Origin of the sequence: Epilithonimonas xixisoli (genome assembly GCF_004365655.1) — a bacterium.
GTDB lineage: Bacteria > Bacteroidota > Bacteroidia > Flavobacteriales > Weeksellaceae > Epilithonimonas > Epilithonimonas xixisoli.
The window spans coordinates 220,912-243,051 of the sequence record NZ_SOEO01000001.1; the positions used below are offsets into that span (position 1 = coordinate 220,912).

Below are 22,140 nucleotides of genomic sequence, written 5' to 3' on the forward strand. Positions count from 1 at the left end.
ATTGTAATTTATGTTGAAACCCGCAGCCCGACTTGAGCGGAAATCCTTTTTTGCTTGCACTCGAGTTCTATTTAAACTGAAATGTTCTGCAAAAAAGATTGGGAGCGGAAGGCGGATTAAGCTGCCCAAATAAATATTAATATTTTAATTCTGACTCAGTTTTGCTAAAGCTTCCTGAAAAACACCAAGTACAACTTTGGTCTGTCCAACTGGAACATCGAACTGATTTTGTTCCAAAGCTATCAATAATTCGTCCGCAACTTCTTTTGGTGGAATTCCGTTTTCTCCACCGATTTCTGTTGAAAAGCTTGTGTTGACCAAAGGTGGCAAAACTTCGAAAATCTTAACAGAAGTTTCTTTCAAAGCATTTCTGAGTGACTGCGTGTAACTTCTAAGTGCGGCTTTGCTGGCAGCGTAAGTCGGAAGTGGCGCATAAGAAATCAGCGATGCGATAGACGTTACATTGACAACCGCAGAATCTTTTTGTAACAAATGCGGAAGCAATAATTCTGTAAAGTGAATGATTGTCAGGTAATTGGTGTTGATTTCTTTCTTACCTAATTCATAAGAATTGGTGTTGTCTGCTAAGTTGTAATAATAAGCTTCTCCAGCGTTATTGATGACAATGTTGATGTCCGGATGATTCTGAATCAGTTCGTTGGCAATTCTAATTCTTTCACTTTCTATTGACAAATCTCCTTGAATTCCAACTGCGTTTTCCAATTGTTCCAAAGCTTTATCAAGACGTTCTTGGTTTCTTCCGTTGATAATGACTTTATTCCCTTTTTCGGAAAATGATTTGGCGATTTCTAATCCGATTCCAGCTGAACCTCCGGAAATAAATACTGTGTTGTTGGTGGTTTTCATAATGTGAGATGTATTATTTGATTTTGATGATTACTTTTCCTTTTGCCCGTCCACTTTCTACATAATCAAGAGCGTCGTTGGTTTGTTCAAAGGGAAATATTTTGTCTATGATTGGTTTTATGATGCCAGCTTCGATGAGTTTTCCAATTTCTGCGAGTTGTGTTCCGTTGGCTTGCATAAAGAGAAAAAAATAATCTACGTTTTGCTTTTTTGCCAATTTTTTTGTTTTGCGACTCAGAAGTGAAATGATGAATTTCATAAAAAAGTTGAGTCCAATTTCTTTTGCAAATGTTGAATCTGGCGGACCTGAGATGGAAATTAATTTTCCTCCTGATTTCAATATTCTTAATGATTTTTCTAAAGTCTCTTGATTTTGGCTGTTCAAAACCAAGTCATAGTCTGTCAGAATATTTTCAAAATCCTGAGTTTTATAATCGATAATAACATCGGCTCCGAGTTGTTTTACCAAATCGAAATTCTTTTCGCTTGTGGTAGTTGCTACGAAAGCTCCCAAATGTTTTGCCAGCTGAATCGCAATAGTTCCAACACCACCAGAGCCAGCTTGTATAAATACTTTTTGTCCTTTTTTTAATTTTGCTTTTTCAATAAAAGCCTGCCAAACAGTCAACGCTACCAAAGGAATAGAAGATGCTTCTTCCATCGAGATGTTTTTTGGTTTCAAAGCGACAAAGTTTTCATTAATCGCAACAGATTCTGCAAACGCACCAATATGAAAATCGGGAAGTCTGGAGAAAACTTCGTCTCCCACTTTAAAATTTTTGACTTTCGAACCCGTTTTCACAACAATTCCTGCAACATCGTGTCCTAAAATCAAAGGAAATTTGTAAGGAAGTATCATCTTGAATTCTCCGCTTTTCAGCTTGCTATCCAATTGATTGACACTTGCAGAATGAATTTCTACCAAAATTTCGTTTTCCTTTAGATTCGGTTCAGGAAATTCTACTAATTCAAGCTTGTCTGTTTTGCTATAACCTTGTAATGTGAATGCTTTCATAGTTTTATTTTGTTTATTTTGTACCAATCGGTATATTTTTATTCAAAAAAAATTATTTGATTAATTCGTTATCGATGATTTTTTCGATTCTTTCTAGTGCGTTGAAAAGATGAGCTTTGTTATTCATCGTTTTTGAAAGCAGAATTCCACCTTCTATCAATACAATGAATTGATAAGCATATTTCTGAGAATCGATTGATTCTACAATTTCGTTTTGAGATTTGCCATTTTCCAAAATATTAATGGTTTTCTGTGCCCAATTTTCAAAACTTTTGGCAACTTCTTTTTTTAAGAAAGGCATTGTGTCGTCTGCTTCGATGGCAGTATTGAGCAATGGGCAACCGCCACGGAGAAAATTACTTTCCCACGATGTTCTGTAAAAATCAACAATCGAAAATAACTTTTCTCGGCACGTCATTTCTCTATTCAATTTGTCAGCAACGCTTTGCTGAAGTCTTTTTGAATTATAGAGGAAGACTTCTTTTGCGACTTCATCTTTGTTCTCAAAGTTTCCATAAATGCTTCCTTTTGTCAGTCCTGTTGCAGAAGTAATGTCGGACAAAGACGTTCCTGCATAACCTTTCTTGTTGAAAAGTTCTGCGGTTTGTTCTATGATGAACTGTCTTGTTTTTTCTGCTTTTGACATTTTAAATTTGAATTGACTTTGCAAAGATAAACAAACTATATACCAATTGGTATATTTTTAAATATTTATTTAAAACAAAAAAATACTCCCGAAAAAATTTCCGAGAGTATTCGAATTATAATTAGTGTTAATAGATTTTAGATGTGAGAAATTTGAAGTTAGAATCGAGTTTTTAATCTTTATTCTTGAGTCTTCAACTATTTCCAACCGCCACCAAGACTTTTGTAAATGTTCACAACCGTGCTTAACTGTCTTTCTTTAGCTTCGATAAGTTCCATTTTGGCGTCCAACGCATCACGTTGATTCATCAGAACTTCCAAATAATCTGCTCGGGAATTTCGGAAAAGTTGATTGGCGATTCCGATTCCGTCATCCAAAGCTTTTGATTCCTGAGCTTTCAATTCATAATATTTATCGAGGTTTTTGATTTTCGACATTAGATTTGAAACATCGATGTAAGCGTCCAAAATCGTTTTGTCATATTCATACAACGCTTGGATTTGTCTCGCATCAGCCGTTTTGAATTGTGCTTTAATCGCACTTTTGTTAATCAATGGACCAGCCAATTCTCCAACCAAATTAAAAGCAATCGATTCTGGTAATTTCACCAAATACGAAGGATTGAAAGCTTCTAAGCCAAGCGTTGCATTGATTTCCAGACTTGGATAAAATTCTTTTCTCGCTGCTTCCACATCCAATTTTGCCGATTCCAATTCCAGTTCAGCTTGCTTGATATCAGGTCGATTGGCCAATAATTGTGACGGAATTCCAGTATAAATCGTTTGCGGAACAATGGACATAAAACTTTCCTTGGTTCTCACAATCGATTGCGGATAACGACCCAACAAAGCATTGATTTGATTTTCCTTTTCGGTGATTTGTTGTTTCAAATCATATTCTGTCGCGCTGGATTTTGCCAACTCAGCCTCGAATTTCTTAACAGCCAATTCGGTTGCAGCCATCGCTTGCTTCTGGATTTTCGCAACTTCCAAAGCTTTTTTCTGCAGATCCATATATTGATGGATAATATCAAGTTGATTATCAAGTGACAATAATTCATAGTAATTATCAGCCACTTCAGCAATCAAACTTGACAAAACGAAATTCTTTCCTTCAACAGTCGAAAGATAGTGTGCAACGGCTGCTTTCTTTTCAGTTCTCAGTTTGTGCCAAATATCGATTTCCCAATTCGCTACCAATCCACCTTCGAAATTTCCAAGTGGATCTGGCATTTCTCTTCCCGGTTCTATTTCGGTCGTTGCGTCACCAGCGCCTTCAGACGTATATCTTCCAGCTTTGTTGACGCCTGCACCCAATTTTGCTACAACAGTCGGACTAAGTTTTCCGTTTTTGTACATCACGTCACTTTTCGCAATCTCGATCTGTTGAAGTGTGATGAGCAATTCCTGATTGTTTTTCAAAGCTTCATCAATCAGTTTTACGAGATTGGGATCTGTGAAAAATTCTTTCCAAGGTATGATTCCGGAATTATTTTCAGAAGTTGTTTGATTATCAAAATTTTGAGGAATCGTTTCTTTCACCTGATCGGCAATTTTGGTTGCCATTGGTGCTTTACATCCAATTAATATTAATGAAATGAATGTCGTTGCGATGATGTTTTTATTAATATTCAAATTTTCCATCGTGTTGGTAAGGTTCAGTTTGTTCTGTTAAAGGATTTTCTTCTTCGTAATAAGTCAGTTTGGACTTGGCGGCAATGTTGGCAAAAATGTAGTACAATCCTGGGATGATCATCAATCCGAAAATAGTTCCGATCAACATTCCGCCGGCTGCGGCCGTTCCGATTGTTCTATTTCCAACGGCTCCAGGGCCTGTTGCCAAAGCCAATGGAATCAAACCAGCAATAAATGCGAATGAGGTCATCAAAATCGGTCGGAATCTCAAAGATGCGCCTTGCAACGCGGCTTCTTTTGTCGAAAGTCCTTCTTCCGCTTTTTTCTGAACCGCAAATTCCACAATCAAAACGGCGTTCTTCCCGAGTAATCCTATGAGCATTACCATTGCGACTTGAGCATAGATGTTATTCTCCAATCCGAAAAGACTCAAACATAAAAATGCGCCGAAAATCCCCGTTGGTAAAGACAAAATAATAGGCAAAGGCAAAATGAAACTTTCGTACTGTGCGGAGAGAATCAGATAAACAAATCCGAGACAAACGAGAAAAATGTATATTGCTTCATTCCCTCTGGAAACTTCATCTTTTGAAATCCCTGCCCAATCGATTCCGAAACCTCTTGGCAAAGTTTTGTCCGCCACTTCTTGGATTGCTTTTATCGCATCACCAGAACTGTAACCTGGCGCTGGCGTTCCACTGACTTCGGAGGAATTGTACATATTGTGTCTCGTAATTTCGGACAAGCCATACACTTTTTCGAGATGCATAAAATCTGAGTACGGCACCATTTGGTCTTTGTCATTTTTTACATACAATTTCAAAAGATCACTTGGCAACGCGCGATATTGCGGACCAGACTGGACGATGACTTTGTACGGTCTGTCAAATCGGATGAAGCTGGTTTCATAATTGGAACCAATCAAAGTCGAAAGATTGTCCATCGCTTTTTCTATGCTGACACCTTTTTGCTCCGCCAAATCATTGTCGATTTTCAACATATACTGAGGGAAACTCGCGGAATAGAAAGAGAAAGCCGATCCCAATTCAGGACGTTTTTTCAATTCTTTTACAAAATCATTGCTCACGGTTTCCATTTTGTGATAATCGCCACTTCCTGCTTTGTCGAGAAGTCTTAATTCAAAACCACCCGCAGCGCCGTAACCCGGAATGGATGGAGGTTGGAAGAATTCGATATTTGCGCCTGGGATTTCTTTCGCTTTTTGTTCTAATTGTTCGATGATCTCTGTGGAAGATTCTTTTCTTTCATCCCAGTTTTTAAGATTAATCAAACAAGTTCCTGAGTTGGATCCGGTTCCTTCAGTCAAAATTTCGTAACCAGCCAAAGAAGAAACAGACGAAACGCCATCGATATCTTCAGAAGCTTTTTGAAGTTGAAGAGCAATTTGATTGGTTCTTTCCAAAGTCGAACCTGGAGGTGTTTGGATAATCGCATAAATCATCCCTTGATCTTCACTTGGGATAAAACCGGAAGGCAATCTATTACTCAAGAAAAAAGTACCGATGCAGAAAAGGACAAGCAATGGCAAAGTCACCATTTTTCGGGTAACGACTTTCGTTAGCAAGTTATGGTATTTGCCTGCTCCGATTGTAAAAAGATTATTAAAACCATCCAAAAATCTGGTCATTGGTGTTTTCTTTTTCTCTTTTCCGTGATTGTTTTTTAGGATTAATGCACATAATGCCGGCGTCAAAGTCAACGCAACAACGCCCGATAAAATGATAGATGAAACCATTGTAATCGAAAACTGACGATAAAAAACACCGACTGGACCAGACATAAATGCCACAGGAATGAAAACCGAAGCCATCACCAAAGTAATCGCAATGATTGCTCCGCTGATCTCGTGCATCGCTTCTTCCGTTGCCTTGAGTGGCGACAGATGCTTTTCTTCCATCTTGGCGTGGACGGCTTCTATCACCACAATCGCATCATCGACGACGATTCCGATGGCCATTACCAAAGCGAAGAGTGAAATTAAATTTAATGTAATTCCAAACGCCGACATAATTGCAAATGTTCCTATTAATGATACCGGAACTGCAATGGTTGGAATCAATGTTGAACGCCAATCGCCCAAGAAAAGGAACACGACAATCGCAACCAAGATAAATGCTTCAAACAATGTGTGAATCACTTTTTCTATGGATGCATCCAGAAATCTGGAAACGTCATAACTGATTTCGTAATGCATTCCTTTTGGGAACGTGGTTTTTTCCAGATCGGCCATCAATGATTTTACATTTTTGATAACATCGCTGGCGTTGGAGCCATAAGATTGTTTCAAGGTGATTGCGGCGGAAGGTTTGCCATTCAGCGTAGAGTAGATGTCGTACATTGAACTTCCAAATTCCACATCTGCCACATCTTTCAATCTTACAAATTCGCCATCCGGTTTGGCTTTCAGGATGATATTGCCGTAATCTTTTTCGTTGTTGAATCGTCCTGGATATTTCAGAATATACTCGATGGATTGAGATCGTTTGCCGGAACTTTCGCCTGTTTTCCCAGGTGAAGCTTCCAAACTTTGTGCGCTGAGTGCTTCCATCACTTCGTCTGCAGAAATGCTGTATGCTGTCATTCGATCAGGTTTCAGCCAAATACGCATTGCATATTCTCTGGTTCCCAAGATATCCGCGAAACCAACGCCGTTCACCCTTCTCAATTCTGACATTACATTGATGTCAGCATAATTGAAAAGGAACTTTTGGTCAGCTTTGGGATCATCACTGTAAAGATTGACATACATTAGCATATTCGGTTCTTCACGGGTGATTTTCACACCTTCACGCACAACCAAAGGTGGCAATTTGTTTACGACCGACGACACACGGTTTTGAACATTTACTGCCGCGACATTCGGGTCTGTTCCCAAATCGAATACAACTTGGATGGAACATTCTCCATCGTTACCGGCATCAGACGTCATATATTTCATTCCGGGAACACCATTTAATCCACGCTCCAAAGGAATTACGACAGATTTAATCAGCAACTCGTTGTTGGCGCCGGGATATTCTGCGGTGATATTTACTTTTGGTGGCGAGATGGACGGAAACTGAGTGACAGGCAATTTTACCAAAGATAAAATCCCTAAAAATACGATGATCAGTGAGATCACGATCGACAGAACTGGTCTGCGAATGAATTTTTTAAACATAAAGTTTTATATTTTGGAGATAATAGATGAAAGACGAAGAGATTATAGACATTCAATCGAAATCATTTATCCATCATCACTTATCATTTATATTTTAGTTCGCTTGTAATCTTAATGATGATAAAACTTTCTTCGGATCTTGGAATTTTGTTTTCACTTTTTGATCATCTTTTACTTTTTGAACGCCCTCCAAAAGAAATTTGTCATTTTCAGTCAAGCCTTTAGAGACGACGTAAGTGTCTGGAAGCGAGTAGGCGACTTTGATGTTTTTCGAACTTACTTTTCCATTTTTATCAACCACGAAAACATAAATTTGATCTTGGATTTCGTAAGTCGCTTTTTGAGGAATAATCAAAGCATTTTTCAAAGAAACCGTCATTTGAACTTTCCCAGTTTCTCCATTTCTGAGTAATTGATTTGGATTTGGAAATTTGGCTCGGAAGGCGATATTTCCAGTTTCGTTATCAAATTCACCTTCGATATTGGCGATTGTTCCTTTGACCGGAAGCAGTTCTCCATTTGCCATTAAAAGGGAAACTTGGCTATTTTCTCTTTCTGCAGAATGGGTTTGATAATTGAGATATTCAGGTTCAGAAACATTGAAGTAAGCATAGATTCCTGTGTTGTCTGATAAACTGGTTAGCAAATCACCTTCAGCAATCAGGCTTCCTAATTTTAACGGAATTCTATTGATATAACCAGAGAACGGCGCTTTGATCGTTGTGAAGTTGAGGTGAATTTGAGCCAGTTTTGCTTCGGCATTTGCGGCGTCCAATTTTGCTTTGGACATTGCGCGTTCGTTTTTCGAAACGATATTGTTGCTCGCCAAAGTGCTTGAATTTTGCAACTCGATTTTTGCCTGTTCCACTTCGGCTTGGGCTTTCATCAATTCTGCCTGATAGATTTGTGGCATAATTCTGAAAAGTGTTTGTCCGGCTTGTACAAACTGACCTTCATCCACGAAGATCTTTTCAAGGAAACCTTTTTCTTGAGCTCGGATTTCTATATTTTTCAAAGATTGAATCTGTGCGACGTAATCTTTGGTGACAACCGTATCCATTTTCACAGCCGATGTTACGGGATAAATGGCGGTTTCTTCTTTCTCTTCTTTTTTGTCTTTACAGCTAAAGATAATCAGCAAGGCGCTGAGAGCAACAGAAAATGTGACTCTTTTGATCATAATTTTTTATTTTTTTAATTAAGGATTGGATTAATGCTCACAAAGAATCACTAATCACAAATGGAATATTTGAATAAGGGAAATTTCAAAAACAACGAGGAATGTTACCGCTTTGGAATAAGGGTAATAATGTCTTTGAAAAAGTAGATTTTAAATACGGATAGAACGGAGCAGAATAAACCTTTTGACCGAGTAGATAATGGTTTCCGGCTCGTGGAATTTCTGTTTTTTACGTTTGAAGAAAGCTTGAAATAAAAGACCAAGACCAAAAACTGCCAGAACAGCAATGGTATTCAAAGAATCTGAAAAATTGAGATTCAATTCTTCGGGAGAGTCCAGTGAATCATTGATTTGTTGAAAAGATGCTTTTTCTAACGAATGATTGAGATGGTGTTTTTTTGCAAAAGAAAGAAAGTGAAAAGAGATGTTTTGAGTCGCAACATCTTGCTGGAAATCAATAGATTGGTTCTTCTCTGCCAAGAATAGCAGAAAAATTCCCATCAATAGATATATGATACTCTTTTTCATTTGATGTTGCAAATTTACTTGCTTAAATGTTAACCAAATCTTAAATCTGAAAATTTAAGGAATTTTTAAGTTGAGGTCTTCAATTTTTGAGATTTTGACTTCAAGATCTTTTTAGTACTTTTATGAAATCAAAAAATTGCTGATGCCACTTTACAAAGATCTTTCCGACGATGTTGCAAAAATCCTGATTTGGGAATTTGATGAAGATGAAGAATTGGATGTCGATCTTTTGCTGGAGCCGGAAAATCAGCATAAAATTCTTGGTTATCACAAAAATAAAATTGCTGAGGTTTTGATGGTGCGAAAGATGCTGAAAATTGTGCTTCCAAATCACAAAATTCTCTACAGAGAAAATGGCGAGCCTTATCTTTTTCCGCAGGATTTTCATATTTCAATCAGTCATTCTTATCCTTTGGCAGGTTTGGCGATTTCTAAAAATAAAATTGGAATCGATATCGAAAAACGGAAAGAGAAGATTAAAAATATCCGACACAAATTTATTTTGCACGAAGATCTTTATATTGATAATTCCCAAGAAATGGATTTCCTGACCGCGATCTGGTGCGTGAAAGAAGCGCTTTACAAAATTCATCACAGCAAACATTGGTCATTGAAAAAGCATTACGACGTTTTGCCTTTTGAGTTGCAGGAAGAATTTACGGTGAAAAGCAGAGTTTATGATCTTGAAAATGAAGATTTCTTCCAAGCTAAAATCAATTTTTTTGATAATTATTGCGTCGCAGTTGTGGATTGATGAATCAAATATTCTTCGATGATTTTCCGCTGATCTTTCGCAACATCGTTTATTAATTCCAATAATTCTTTGATGTTTTTAATTTCGGTCAAATGACTTACGCCAAATTTTCTTTCATCCGAAATCACTTGATTTTCCAATTCGGCTTTTCTTTTTTCTAACAAATCGACAACGTGATCTTCTGGTTTGATGTGGCTTTCGATTCTGGTTTGCTCGTCCAAATCTTGTTGGAACAGTAGGGAAGAGGTTCGCAAAAGTTCAGCCGAAATTCTAATTTTCCAATTCTGGAAATCGATTTCCGGAAACTCGTGACCAGATTTTGCGTATTGTGATAATGAAGCTGTGTAAGCGGTGATCAAATGCGTTGTGGTGACGAATTGATGAACCGTTTCCAGTTTTCTCTGTTGATTTTTCGGATCAGAAATCATCCTTTGAAAGTTGTCGGAAAGATTGGCCAAATCGATGATGGCATTTTTTCTTTTCAGTCGGAAATCCTGATCGTCCGGTTCATTATCTAAAAAATGATCCATCACCGATCGGAAATAATCAAGGTTGCTTTTGGAAGATTTTTTCATTAATGCCAAATTCTGCGTGTGCTCCCAAACCGGCAAAATAAAATAAGCGACTAAAAACGTCACGATTCCTCCAATCGCCGTATCCAGCAATCTGTCTTTGAAAATAAGATTGATGTTTCCGGGTCTTAAAAAATTGAAAGACAGGAAAATATAAATCGTCATAAAGAGAACTGCCCAAAAATAATTGGACTTCAACAAACTAAAACAAATAATCATACTCACAAGAAGAATGACCAAAAGCGCAGTTGACTCATCCACAAAATGTAGAATGATATAAGCGATAATTGCACCAGCCAAAGTTCCAAAAAAACGGACTAAATTTCTGTGTTTCGTGGTGGAATATGCGGGTTTTAAAATGGCAATGATGGTAATGAGAATCCAATAGGAATGCCCAATCCCAAGAATTTCAAATTGAGAAACGATGTAACCGATCAGCAATGCTATAGTGACTCTGGTTGCGTGGCGGAAATGTCCGGATTTCAAAGAAAAGTTGGAAAGAAAAACTTTGAAATTCAGTTTTTCTTCTTTTGGTAAAAACTTGGAATAATCTAATCCTGATGACAAACTTTTCGCCAATTTTTTGTCCTGAGAATTGACTTTGAGAATCGTGTTGACTTCATCTGTGATTTCTGTAATTCTCATCAAAACCTGACGCATCATCATAAAATCTTCCAAAGTTTCGGAGGAGAATTTTTTTGAACGATAATCGAAAAACTCGTCGTAGATTTTCTTCAGTTCATTATCGAAATTCGTGATTTCTTTATAAGGCAAACCGCTTTGGAGAGAGATTCCGAGATTGGTAATTTCGTCTGCCATTACGAGAAGATAATCGTGGATATTTTGAAGCAAAACCGTATCTCCAAAAGTCTGATTCATCTTTTTATAATCATTTTCGGAGGTCAGAAGTTTGTCGTAAAGATCGATGGAATTCAGAAACATCAACATCAGAATTCTACTTTGAGTGGTAGATTCGTTGACGATTTTTCTGGTTTTGAAAACAATTTCTCTCGTGTCCTCCTGATGGTTTTTAATCTTGACTTGTTGAGAAATCAGTTGATTTAATAACGCATCAAAGTCCGGATTTTTGGTGTAATATTTTGCTTTGATTCTGAGATAATCTGCCAATTCCAAATAATTCTCGCCAACCACTTGACCCGCCAATTTATATGGTTGCAATCTCGAAACAATCAAAAAAACAATGAAAAACCAGAGACAACCCAAGAAAAATATGAATGAGCTTTTGAAAATATCTTCACCCGTGAGATGTCCATCGATAAAGATACTGAGGACAACAAGTGCGATGGATCCGAAAGTTGCCAATCGCATCCCATAAACGCCAATCATCGAAAATAAAAATCCGAAGAAGATGATTTGAAGATAAACGGCAATCGGAAATTCCTTGAGCAAACTTGCCAAAAGTGCAATCAAAAAGAAACTGACAACAGAAAGCAGAAGTGTGTTTCTCCTTCTGATGTAAGGTCCCGGCTGATCTGTCAATCCCACAAAACTGGTTCCGAGTGGAAACAAGAAAAACTCCTTTAGCAAACCAAACTGCGCCAAGATGATACTTGGAATCACGATTGCCAAAGCGATTCTGGCTCCGGAATAGATGTATTGGCTGGTGAGAAATTTTTTGAGTTCGGAACTGTAGTTCATTTTGCAAATTTACAGAAAGTAATGGTTTAATGAGATATTGAGGATTTAAGATAAAGTTAATTTTAAATTTAATCAAAAAAAAATGCCAAAGCGAAAAAGCTCTGGCAAATTATTTTTTTGATGACATATCAATCATCATTTATCGATCATCAATTATGACTAATAATCCTGAGCGTTGTAAGTTTCGCTACCGATGTTCCAAGTCAATCCAAATCTTAGGGTGTTATCCAAAGCTGTATTGATTTTTGAAGTATTGATCAAATAAGAAAGATCCAACCCGAAAGATGCATATTTGAAACCCACACCAACTGTGGCGTATTGTCTTGCACCTTGCTCCGGCGCTTCTGCGAAATATCCAGCTCTCAATGCAAAAGTCTCATCATAAGAATATTCTGCCGCACCACTGAACATAATACTTTTCTTGTTTTTGAAAGATTTCCCGATTCCATCAATTGGACCAACGTTTGGAACTTCGCCAGTTACTTCGTCTGGCCCAGGAACCAATATTTTAGAAGCTTCACCACTTAAGCTGAAACGGTTCATATCATCGATTAATAAGTCATAACCAAGACCCAATCTTGCCATTGTAGGAAGGTAAGATCTAGATTCCTCATCACCTGTATAATCTAATTTTGGACCCAAATTTTGGATTGCCCAACCTCCTTTCACACGACCTTCATATCCACTGATACTCTCGTGTTTTGGAGACATATAGTAACCGGAAACATCTACTGCAAAAGTATTAGCAGGTTTGAAACTGCTGTCTGAATTGAAACTCCCGAAATCTGAACGGATGAATTTACCAGTCACTGCCATAGAGTAGTTGTCTGTCAATTTCAAACCGTATGCGATATCAATTGAGAATTCGTTTGGTTTTACAGTTCCGTTGTCACGTACGTTATTACCAGCATCCAACTCAGTCAAGTTCACTTCTCCCATATTGAAATAGTACAAACTCGCACTCAAAGTAGAACGCTCGTCATCTCCCAAGAAAGTGTAGAATGAACCGTAAAGCAAGAAAACATCACTTGTCAACTTACTCATATATGGTGTATAACTTACGCCGACACCGGATGAAGTCTTAGCAAACGGATATTTTGCCGCATTCCAGAATTGAGAAAATACATCTGTAGAGGTTACAACACCTTGGTCTCCCATACCACCTGCTCTTGCATCTGGAGAGATTCTTAAAAACGGCGCTCCTGTAAGTACAGGTTGTACACCGCTCTGAGAAAAAGCAAAAGCACTCACGCCAATTCCTAATCCAAGAAATAATTTTTTTGTTAAATTCATTTTTGTTCTTTTAAGGTAAAATTTACCGATATATTGATGTTTTATTTTAATAATACCATTTTTTCAACAGCAGTCGCACTTCCTGTGCATTTTTCCTGATTTTGGCTGCGTGCAAATATCTTAAAAATATATGTACCTTTTGCAACGGTGTCGCCAAAATCATCTTTTCCGTCCCATTCAATTGCTTGTCTTGGTGTTCTGAAGCCTTGTAGGAAAGGTTCTGCAGAAACAGAAGTTGAAAGTGTTCTTACTATTTTTCCTGTAATTGTGTAGATTTGAACATTCACATCCAGCGCATCATCACAATTATGCTCAAACTGAACGTATGTTTTGTTTGTAAAAGGATTTGGCCAGTTCAAAAGTCGGTTGACTTCCAGTTTTTTCTCGGATTCATCTTTTACTACAAAGTTTAACGTAGATGAGGTAGAATTATTGTTGATGTCCCAAACTTTAAAAACCAATTGATGCTCGCCTGGCGTCAGATTTCTAAGTGGGAAAGTGACGGATCCTTTTTGATAATCTTGCAGATTGCTTGTACAGCCGTTTCCATCGCCAGATGAAAAATAATCATTCACAGAAGTTGTGTTGATCACATCGCCATCCAAAACGAAAGTAATATCGTGACCAATTCCTGCACCAGTAGAATTGATTCCCATATTATCTCTTACACAAGCCAATAGAACAGGGTTTTGATCCGCAATTCCACCATTCGCAAAATTGGTATTATTAAGATAAAGATTCACTGCTGGTGGTTCAGCATCATTGATTCCGTCTGGGTTGATGTCTCCTAAAGATTGTACTCTGTTGGTAAACACGTCGAAAGCATTCGGGTTTGGACTTGTTCTGTTGAAGTTGTCTGCATATGCCAATATTCTTCCGTTTCCAACTTCATAATTAATGTCTTTAGGAACATAGAATTCTACAGTGTAAACCCCATTGACTACAGTTCCAGATGCTTTTACAATAGCACTTGGTTCTTCATCAAAAGTCAGTTTATTGTTTAGAGCCGAATAGTTGTCATTATTTAAAGTTGTTTTTTTAATTTTCTTATCAAAGATATTAATCGCCACACGTCCGTTGAAAGTTTCATCCGTCGTTGTTCCATCTGCTTTTACCACGTGACCTTTTATTTTTACAAAATCCAAAGCTCTGATTTTTCCCGGAACAGGAGTTTCCACCTCATCAATTTTTAATAATCTTTTCGGTCTGCTCAGTTTCATTGCCGGATCTCCCAAGAAGTTTACTCTCAATGGATCAGAAGAGTCACCATAGCTCGATTTATATTGTCTTTTTGCAAGAAGGTGTGCGTCTCCCAGTGGCATAAAATCATCACTATAAAGCTTGAAAAGATTATCAGTAAATAGAAGTGTGAACTTTCTACCATAATCTACTGTAATGGCGCGGCTGGAAGTAATCATTGTTGCAGCACCGCCCGTAGAATGTTTCATCAACTGTTCTCCTACAGAACTTGTGGAAGGCTCATCCCACAACGTAAATTCGCAAGTAATGGTCGAAACCAATGGAAATCTGCTGTAAACCGAAGTGAAGTTGTTGAAACCCTGAACCTCAGTAGAAGTTAAGACTCTTTCCTGCGCCCAACCATTGATTCCACCATGTCCGAAATAGAAAAGATACAAACTGTTCCCAACATCATTCGTAATCGCTTGATTAATCTGAGGAAATCTCTGTCCACCAGCGCTCGTAACTGCCGGGAAAGCATCCAGATACAATTTTCTGATGTTGTACTCTGGTTTGTCTGTATTGGTTTCGAAGTTTTGTTTAATGGCATAATCCACTAGGAAATGGAAAGGCCCTGGAATGACAGTACCATCAGCTCTTGTAGGTCCGCTTCCTTCAAAATCATCATCCGCAACGAAATCCAGTTTCATTCTCCATTCTCCAAAAGGCGAGGATTGGCCAGGAAGTGCGTTGTAATAAGCCAAAGTTTTATCGATCATCGTTTTGGCTTCCTGCACATTGGCTGCTGGGAGTCTTCCGATTGGAAGATCTGGAAGATTCTGATAAAGATATCTTTCTGTTTGTGGTTTTGTCATCACAAAATAATCATCACTCACGTAGGAACTCTTCACATCTGCACTGGCTTCACTTTGATAACTTGGAATTACATCTGTGTTGCCAGCAATTCTGTTTTTGAAGTCATAAGAAGTATCTCCTATTAATAGAACATATTTAAGAGAGCCAGAAGTTGTATTTAATCTGGTGATAAAATCACGGATTGCTGTAATGTCTTTGCTTCCGCTGCTGAACTCATTATAAACCTTGTTGACATCTACAATCTGAACATTGTAACCGTTTTTGGTCTGATGATAAGTGGCCAATCTCTGAGCCTGATTGATGTAAGCCGGCTGTGTAAGGATCAGATAATCTACATTGCTAAGCGATGCAAGATCCTGATTTTCAATTTTTGCAACAAATATTGGGTCAAAACCAGAATCGTTGCGGAAAGCAACAAATTCATTGTTAAAAGTCAGGCTGTTTGCCAGATATCCAAAGTTGAAAACAGAATTCTGACTGTTTTTGTTGGTTACTCTTTTGGCATTTGTTACATCGGAGACATCCCAAACCTGATCCATTCCTGCGGCATTGCTGATGGAGAACCCATACAATTCATTTGTGCCTTCTCTGATGTCAAATTCTCGGAAATTCATCTGAGTATTGTTGAAGTTCAGATTCTCTTTGTACTGTACTTCTGCATAATCAAAGTAAAATTTCGCAATAGGATTGGAACTGATATTGGTTGTGTAATTAAACTTAATACTGGTTCCGCTTTGGTTGCTCAATGTTCCCTCAGATCTAAGGGCAACAAAACTTTCGGAATTACTAGCCAAAGATTTTTCATCTGTAAAAGTATTGACATTCACAGTGATTCTCCCGGATTGTGCTTCACGACCTACAACCTGCGTTCGGAATCTGATAGCATCATTTGGATCTATGGGACTTCTGGTATTAAAAACGATTTCACGATTTCCTGTGATGACATCGCCCGTCCAGATTCTTCCCAGTTTTTCAAGATTAAATTTTTCTTCATTAATGACTTGATAATCATCATAACGCGTTATCAATTCGGCAGGCAAACTGTTGTCCACCGTCTGAACTCTTTTACCCGGTCCAATATCGAAATTGATGAAGTAATAAGAGAAATCTTCGTAAAGATTCACAAAATTGTTAGAAGAATCATTTCTATTGTCAATTCTTTTGTTACCGTTTCCGTTTCCAACATCGAAGAGGTTATAACCATTAGGGCCTTGTGCGTAGAAAAGGGCATAATCGTTGTCATTCCAAACGCCGTCATCTTCGCCTATCACTTGGATGGCATCTTCCTGCAGGGCGCTGTAACGGAAATCCTGATTAAACTCTGGCAACATCAATCCACCATTACCATAGATACGGAAATTTTTTGGATTAATGTTCGCAGAATTAATTCCGTTTTGCTGCAAAAACTGTTTTGTGATTTTGAATATTCCGGATTTATCAACTTTAATTTTATAAAAAGTTCCAGATTTCAGTGGATTTTCTGTAGTTCCGGATTTATTAGCGCCTTTATATAAGGCAGCACTTTTTTCACCAGTTTCGGTAATATTAAAAGAAATTAATTTATAGATTTTGTTATTTTCAACCTTCAATGCCTCTACATTAATGCCCGCGCTTTCTGCTTTTTCGGTTTCATTGTAGAAATAATAAACACTGCTTTTCGGTTTTGTAGAAATTGAGTTGATTTTCAAATCCTTAATATCTTTTGCAGGAAGCGCTTCCCAAACAAACTGATCCAAAGAAACCTGATTGGTCGTTTTAATATTAAGATTTACAAAGATAGAATTGGGCTCTACCTGATAATTGTAATTGCTAAAGAAAGGATAAGTTACCACTTCGGATCCGTAATCCATTTGCTTGTAACCATCCCAAGTCAGAGAAATCTTTTGAGAATAGCTAAATACAGAAATCACGCTAAGGACAAAGATGTAAAATTTGAATTTCATCAAAGGTATTTTAATTAGAATACAAAATAAACGAATTTTTTAAAAAAATGGTATATAATAAAATTAAATTATCTGCGTTTTATCAAAAAAAGGTAAACAATATTTGATTAATTAAAGAATTTACTTTTTCTTTGTACTTTGAAAATTTCTATATCAGATTATGAAAAAAATAAGGTTGTTTTCGATCATTACTTTAAGCTCTGCATTACTTTTGGTAAGCTGTGGAGGTGGTGGTAACACTAAAAAAGGTGGTGGAACAAAAGGGTTTGTAAGCAAGACCGGATGGAAACCAAACGAAAAAGATGGTTGGTTCTTCTCTGGCAAGCAACAAAAACCTAAAGCTTGGCCAGGAATGGTGTATGTGGAAGGCGGTACTTTTACCATGGGATTGGTAGAAGACAACGTAATGCACGACTGGAATAACACACCAAGAAGAATGCAGGTAAGTTCGTTCTTCATTGGAGATACAGAAATTACAAACTCAGAATACAGAGAATATACAACTTGGCTTAAGTTCGTATTCCCTTCTTCTGATCCTAGCTTCAAGCATATCTACTCAGGATCTTTACCAGATACTTTGGTTTGGAATAATAAATTGTCTCGTAACGATTACGCAGAAACTTATTTCAGATCACCCGAGTTTGATTACTATCCAGTAGTTGGAGTTTCTTGGTTGCAGGCTACAAAATATTGTGACTGGTTGACTGAGAGAGCTAACGAAAGAGCCCTTATGAAACAAGGGGTGATAGCAAAAGATATCTATTCTGGCGACAAAGCAGCGACTGCAGGTGCGACTTTCAATATGGATAAGTTCAAGTCTAATGATGCAGAACTTGATGCTTACGTGGATAAAGAAAAACTTCAGAAAAGAAGTGGTATCAAAACTTCCAACGAAAGAATTGCTGCAGCCAACAGAAATGCAGTTTCTGGAATTGTGGAAAAATTCAGACTTCCAACAGAAGTAGAGTGGGAATTTGCTGCACTTGGTCTTCAAAAACAAAGAGATTATAACAACTACCTTGGTAAATCTACTCAGATAGAAAGCATCAAAGGTAAAAAAGGTAGAAACCGTGGGATGTATCTTGAGAATTTCAAAATGGGACGTGGAGATTACTCTGGTGTTGCAGGCTGGAAAAACGACGGATCTCCAACTACGGCTGATGTGAAACAATATCCTTCCAACGATCTAGGAATCTACGGAATGTATGGTAACGTTGCAGAATGGGTAGCGGATATCTACAGACCGATGATTGATGAAGAATTCAGTGATTTCAATTATTTCAGAGGTAATGTTGTAGTACAGGCTGTGAAAAACGAAGATGGATCTTACAAAAAAGTAGGAAACATGGAAATCAAATATGACACTCTTGCAGATGGTCGCTTGGTTTACAAAGGATTGCCAGGAGAATTTGAAAAGAAAGTTGTAGAAGATAACAGAAACTACAGAGATGGTGACTACCAATCTTCTTTGGATGCAGGAGGAACGGCGCCAAGTGATAGTACAGAATACAATATGTACAACTCTGTGAAACCAACTTTCATTGTTGATAAAAGCGGAAACGTAGTTCTACAAAAATCTAAAAAACAAGCAACTTCCCAAATCAATGATTACAGTAGAGTAGTGAAGGGAGGTTCTTGGTTAGATTCAGCATATTGGTTGGATCCAGGTCAAAGAAGATTCAAAAACCAAATGAAAGGTTACGGATGGATTGGTTTCCGTGTAGCACAAGATGCTAAGAACAACAAAACAAAACGTACAAAAAGATAATTCTCAAGTACGACAATTAATACAAAAACAGCAGAATTTCTGCTGTTTTTTTGTTTCAAATCAACCCATTTGATTATTTTTGAATTATGAATATAAGTGAATTTTATCCAATCTATCTGCAAAGCAAAAACGTTGTGATAGACAGCCGCAAAATAGAAGAAGGCAGTATTTTCTTTGCCTTCTCTGGAGAAAATTATAACGCTGCGGAAAAAGCCAAAGAAGCGATTGAAAAAGGTGCATTGGCAGTGATTGTAGAAGATGAAAACTATTACGATCCGGAGAATCATATCTTTTATGTTCCTTCAACGTTGATATTCTTACAACATCTATCCATATTACACAGAGATCAGCTTGATATTCCAATCATTGGTCTTACGGGAAGCAACGGGAAAACTACAACCAAGGAATTGATCAGTACAGTTTTGTCCAGCAAGTTCAAAACGCAATTCACTTTTGGAAATCTTAACAACCATATCGGAGTTCCTTTGACTCTGCTTTCCATCAGAAAAGAACACGAGATTGCAGTCATAGAAATGGGTGCAAATCATCAGAAAGAAATCGAAATGCTTTGCGAAATTGCAAAGCCAAGCATTGGTTACATTACCAATTTTGGGAAAGCGCATCTTGAAGGTTTTGGCGGTTACGAAGGTGTAATCAAAGGTAAATCTGAATTGTATAATTATTTGATTCATAACAATCAAACAATTTTGGTTAATGATAATGACGCCATTCAAAAAGAAAAAACCGAAAATTACGCTTCAAAAATAACATTCGGAACATCAAATTCTGATTATCAATTTCAAGCAATCTTCAAAGATCATTTTGTTGGAATTAAATATAATGAAACCGAAATATTCTCCAATCTGACTGGAAAATATAATTATGATAATATCTCTGCCGCAATCGCTTTAGGATTACATTTCAATTTGAGTATCGATGAGATAAAGACGGCGATAGAGAATTACATCCCATCCAATATGCGTTCTCAGATTCAGAAAAAGGGAGAAAAAACTTTGGTTTTGGATACGTATAATGCCAATCCGAGCAGTATGCAAGTCTCTTTGGAAAACTTCAAAACATTCGAAGGTAGTAAAATTGTTATCATTGGCGATATGCTGGAACTGGGCGAAGAAAGCCAGAAAGAACACCAGACGATTTTGGATTTTGCACAATCTTGTAATTTCGATGAGATCATCACAGTTGGACCTCATTTCAAATCCGTTTATCCATCAGTTAATGCGTTTCTGAATACGTCAGAATTGATTGAAAGATTACAACTGATGCCAATCAAAGAAGAAAATATCTTGCTGAAAGCTTCCCGAGGAATTGCCTTGGAAAAGATTATCGAGTTTCTATAAAAAACAGCAAATCCTCAATTACGATTGAGGATTTTTACTTTTAAAGTCATTAAGAATTAGCTTAATATTTTGGAAAGTTGAAGGCAAAATCTCGCTTTCTATTTCTTCCTCATTTTTCCATCCCACTTCGGTGATTCCTTCTTCTATTTGCGGTTTCGGTGTTCCGGTTCCGTTGTAGAACATCTCAAACCAATAAGTTGTTTTCAGGACTTTGTCGCCATTTCTTTCCGTGTAGATGTGATAAGTTGAGTTGATGAAATCCTTCAGTTCCAGATCAAAAATCCCGCATTCTTCTTCCACTTCTCTAACGGCTGCAAGTTCTTTGGATTCGCCTTTTTCAATTTTCCCTTTCGGAAGATCCCATTTTCCCAAACGATGGATGAATAGGATTTTATTTTCAGGATTTAAAACAATACCACCGGCTGCCTCGATGTTTCTGAAGAAACTTTTGAAGTCTGCCCACAATTGCTCAATGTCATTATGATAAATATTCAAGCCTTGCGATGCCGTATTCGTCAGTAGATCTACCGCAAATTCAAAGCTATGCGTTCCATCGTAATTCAATGTTTTAGGGCTGTCTTGAGGCTCTTGGCTCAAAACTATTTTTTTTTCATTGATAAAAACTTTATACATTTGTACGGCTTTTGATATAAATACAAAAATATAAAAAATGAATTTAGAAGGACGAAAAATTATAGTAAATAAATCTTCATCAGAATTGGCAGGAATGCTGAAAAATCCAGAAGATTACAAAGATCTAATGCCAGATGGTCTTCAGAAGTTTGAAACCAGCGCGGACGGATTCAAATTTGGATTGAAGGGAATGCCGGAAATTGCGTTGAAGATTGATAATGTGTCTGATAAAGAAGTCGTTCTGAAATCTGCTAGCTCAAGCTTGGATTTTGCTTTGACAGGAACAATGAATCCTTTGAATGAAAGTCAAACCGAAGTTCAGTTGTTATTTGAAGGGAAATTCAATCCTTTTATCAAAATGATGGTGGAAAAACCACTTCAAAATTTCATCAATTCTTTGACAGACAAGATTGAGCAACTGTAGAATTTGAATTTACAATCTTAAATACTAAACCTTTTAGAGTTCAAAATTCTGAAAGGGTTTTTCGTTATATTAAATCCAATTTATTATTTTTATTGAAAACTTAAACGATGAAAACCATTAATGAGATTTTAATTTGGGGTATTATTTCAGTAATAGTAATGTTTTTATTAAATGTTTTACTTGAAAATATATTACCAAGAACATTTAATTTTTGGATTTATGATTCGCTTTCAAGTCTAATAATTTCTTTGGTTCTGATAATTTTGTTTTTGATATTAAAGAAAGAGTGTGCTGGATTTGAATTGTTTCTAAGATATTCTTTCGCTAATTTTCTAATTATTACAGTTTATAACTTTGTGTATGCACTTAAAATTAGCTTTGACGAAGTGAGATTTTGTGTACAAGAAAAAATATCTAATGAACAGCTTTATCAAGCCTGTTTTGCTTCCAACTTTTTGGTTTTTATTTCCACACTTTTCTTTTTGATTCTATTTAAAGAAAAAAATGTGACAGTTTTTACTAAAAATTCTGTGATTTATATGATAATGGTTTTGATTCTGATATTGGTTTTTAGAGCTCAGGTTTTGTTTGCAAAAACAATTGATTCTATTCTGACTATCTTATAAACTA

The 22,140-nt window shown here is 37.0% G+C and carries 16 protein-coding genes; 5 read left to right on the plus strand and 11 right to left on the minus strand.

What is annotated here, in order from left to right:
- Positions 1-144 precede the first annotated feature (144 nt).
- The 7 genes from B0I22_RS01030 to B0I22_RS01060 all read right to left on the minus strand — a co-directional run bounded on the left by B0I22_RS01030 (position 145) and on the right by B0I22_RS01060 (position 9,051).
- A complete protein-coding gene (locus B0I22_RS01030; RefSeq protein ID WP_133942754.1) occupies positions 145-867 on the minus strand; it encodes an SDR family oxidoreductase in 723 nt (240 codons plus the stop codon).
- A 13-nt stretch (positions 868-880) separates the two neighbouring features.
- On the minus strand, positions 881-1,882 hold the full coding sequence (locus B0I22_RS01035) for an NADP-dependent oxidoreductase (protein ID WP_133942755.1): 1,002 nt from the start codon (positions 1,880-1,882) through the stop codon (positions 881-883).
- Between the two features lie 52 nt (positions 1,883-1,934).
- Positions 1,935-2,528: a TetR/AcrR family transcriptional regulator gene (locus B0I22_RS01040; RefSeq protein WP_133942756.1), complete on the minus strand. Its 594-nt coding sequence runs from the start codon at positions 2,526-2,528 to the stop codon at positions 1,935-1,937.
- Positions 2,529-2,725: 197 nt separating this feature from the next.
- Positions 2,726-4,171: a TolC family protein gene (locus B0I22_RS01045; RefSeq protein WP_133942757.1), complete on the minus strand. Its 1,446-nt coding sequence runs from the start codon at positions 4,169-4,171 to the stop codon at positions 2,726-2,728.
- Positions 4,152-7,343, minus strand: a complete 3,192-nt coding sequence (locus tag B0I22_RS01050; RefSeq protein ID WP_133942758.1) for an efflux RND transporter permease subunit — start codon at positions 7,341-7,343, stop codon at positions 4,152-4,154. Before B0I22_RS01050 ends, B0I22_RS01045 begins: the two co-directional genes overlap by 20 nt.
- 94 nt (positions 7,344-7,437) lie before the next feature.
- Complete coding sequence (locus tag B0I22_RS01055) at positions 7,438-8,523, minus strand: efflux RND transporter periplasmic adaptor subunit (protein WP_185145331.1); 1,086 nt, start codon at positions 8,521-8,523, stop codon at positions 7,438-7,440.
- A gap of 150 nt (positions 8,524-8,673) precedes the next feature.
- Complete coding sequence (locus tag B0I22_RS01060; RefSeq protein WP_133942759.1) at positions 8,674-9,051, minus strand: hypothetical protein; 378 nt, start codon at positions 9,049-9,051, stop codon at positions 8,674-8,676.
- Between the two features lie 142 nt (positions 9,052-9,193).
- On the opposite strand from B0I22_RS01060, the gene B0I22_RS01065 reads away from it, so the two are divergent.
- On the plus strand, positions 9,194-9,805 hold the full coding sequence (locus tag B0I22_RS01065) for a 4'-phosphopantetheinyl transferase family protein (RefSeq protein WP_133942760.1): 612 nt from the start codon (positions 9,194-9,196) through the stop codon (positions 9,803-9,805).
- Here B0I22_RS01065 and B0I22_RS01070 read toward each other — a convergent pair.
- From B0I22_RS01070 to porU, 3 genes are all read right to left on the minus strand, one after another.
- Complete coding sequence (locus B0I22_RS01070; protein ID WP_133942761.1) at positions 9,781-12,036, minus strand: FUSC family membrane protein; 2,256 nt, start codon at positions 12,034-12,036, stop codon at positions 9,781-9,783. The genes B0I22_RS01065 and B0I22_RS01070 overlap by 25 nt on opposite strands.
- Positions 12,037-12,195: 159 nt before the next feature.
- Positions 12,196-13,329 carry a type IX secretion system outer membrane channel protein PorV gene (porV, locus tag B0I22_RS01075; protein WP_133942762.1) on the minus strand — a complete coding sequence of 378 codons (1,134 nt, stop codon included), beginning with the start codon at positions 13,327-13,329 and terminating at the stop codon, positions 12,196-12,198.
- Between the two features lie 41 nt (positions 13,330-13,370).
- Positions 13,371-17,327, minus strand: coding sequence for a type IX secretion system sortase PorU (gene porU, locus B0I22_RS01080; protein WP_133942763.1), 3,957 nt, complete (start codon positions 17,325-17,327; stop codon positions 13,371-13,373).
- Positions 17,328-17,487: 160 nt separating this feature from the next.
- Between porU and gldJ the strand changes: the two genes are divergently transcribed.
- Together gldJ and B0I22_RS01090 are read left to right on the plus strand one after the other, a co-directional pair.
- The gene (gene gldJ, locus B0I22_RS01085; RefSeq protein ID WP_133942764.1) at positions 17,488-19,095 is read left to right on the plus strand and encodes a gliding motility lipoprotein GldJ; all 1,608 of its coding nucleotides are present in this window, start codon (positions 17,488-17,490) and stop codon (positions 19,093-19,095) included.
- Between the two features lie 86 nt (positions 19,096-19,181).
- Entirely contained in the window at positions 19,182-20,453 is a 1,272-nt protein-coding gene (locus tag B0I22_RS01090; RefSeq protein ID WP_133942765.1) for a UDP-N-acetylmuramoyl-tripeptide--D-alanyl-D-alanine ligase, read from the plus strand.
- 18 nt (positions 20,454-20,471) lie between these two features.
- On the opposite strand, the gene B0I22_RS01095 is transcribed toward B0I22_RS01090, so the two are convergent.
- Positions 20,472-21,086 carry an NUDIX hydrolase gene (locus tag B0I22_RS01095; protein ID WP_133942766.1) on the minus strand — a complete coding sequence of 205 codons (615 nt, stop codon included), beginning with the start codon at positions 21,084-21,086 and terminating at the stop codon, positions 20,472-20,474.
- 37 nt (positions 21,087-21,123) lie between these two features.
- Between B0I22_RS01095 and B0I22_RS01100 the strand changes: the two genes are divergently transcribed.
- Positions 21,124-21,510 (plus strand): SRPBCC family protein, encoded by a 387-nt coding sequence (locus tag B0I22_RS01100; protein ID WP_133942767.1) that lies wholly within the window; start codon positions 21,124-21,126, stop codon positions 21,508-21,510.
- A gap of 107 nt (positions 21,511-21,617) precedes the next feature.
- On the plus strand, positions 21,618-22,136 hold the full coding sequence (locus tag B0I22_RS01105; RefSeq protein ID WP_133942768.1) for a hypothetical protein: 519 nt from the start codon (positions 21,618-21,620) through the stop codon (positions 22,134-22,136).
- Positions 22,137-22,140 lie beyond the last annotated feature (4 nt).

Excerpts from the sequence above, each read along its gene's own strand:
- B0I22_RS01030 (WP_133942754.1), bottom strand. The coding sequence starts at position 867 with ATGAAAACCACCAACAACACAGTATTTATTTCCGGAGGTTCAGCTGGA.
- B0I22_RS01035 (WP_133942755.1), bottom strand. The coding sequence starts at position 1,882 with ATGAAAGCATTCACATTACAAGGTTATAGCAAAACAGACAAGCTTGAA.
- B0I22_RS01040 (WP_133942756.1), bottom strand. The coding sequence starts at position 2,528 with ATGTCAAAAGCAGAAAAAACAAGACAGTTCATCATAGAACAAACCGCA.
- B0I22_RS01045 (WP_133942757.1), bottom strand. The coding sequence starts at position 4,171 with ATGGAAAATTTGAATATTAATAAAAACATCATCGCAACGACATTCATT.
- B0I22_RS01050 (WP_133942758.1), bottom strand. The coding sequence starts at position 7,343 with ATGTTTAAAAAATTCATTCGCAGACCAGTTCTGTCGATCGTGATCTCA.
- B0I22_RS01055 (WP_185145331.1), bottom strand. The coding sequence starts at position 8,523 with ATGATCAAAAGAGTCACATTTTCTGTTGCTCTCAGCGCCTTGCTGATT.
- B0I22_RS01060 (WP_133942759.1), bottom strand. The coding sequence starts at position 9,051 with ATGAAAAAGAGTATCATATATCTATTGATGGGAATTTTTCTGCTATTC.
- B0I22_RS01065 (WP_133942760.1), top strand. The coding sequence starts at position 9,194 with ATGCCACTTTACAAAGATCTTTCCGACGATGTTGCAAAAATCCTGATT.
- B0I22_RS01070 (WP_133942761.1), bottom strand. The coding sequence starts at position 12,036 with ATGAACTACAGTTCCGAACTCAAAAAATTTCTCACCAGCCAATACATC.
- porV (WP_133942762.1), bottom strand. The coding sequence starts at position 13,329 with ATGAATTTAACAAAAAAATTATTTCTTGGATTAGGAATTGGCGTGAGT.
- porU (WP_133942763.1), bottom strand. The coding sequence starts at position 17,327 with ATGAAATTCAAATTTTACATCTTTGTCCTTAGCGTGATTTCTGTATTT.
- gldJ (WP_133942764.1), top strand. The coding sequence starts at position 17,488 with ATGAAAAAAATAAGGTTGTTTTCGATCATTACTTTAAGCTCTGCATTA.
- B0I22_RS01090 (WP_133942765.1), top strand. The coding sequence starts at position 19,182 with ATGAATATAAGTGAATTTTATCCAATCTATCTGCAAAGCAAAAACGTT.
- B0I22_RS01095 (WP_133942766.1), bottom strand. The coding sequence starts at position 21,086 with ATGTATAAAGTTTTTATCAATGAAAAAAAAATAGTTTTGAGCCAAGAG.
- B0I22_RS01100 (WP_133942767.1), top strand. The coding sequence starts at position 21,124 with ATGAATTTAGAAGGACGAAAAATTATAGTAAATAAATCTTCATCAGAA.
- B0I22_RS01105 (WP_133942768.1), top strand. The coding sequence starts at position 21,618 with ATGAAAACCATTAATGAGATTTTAATTTGGGGTATTATTTCAGTAATA.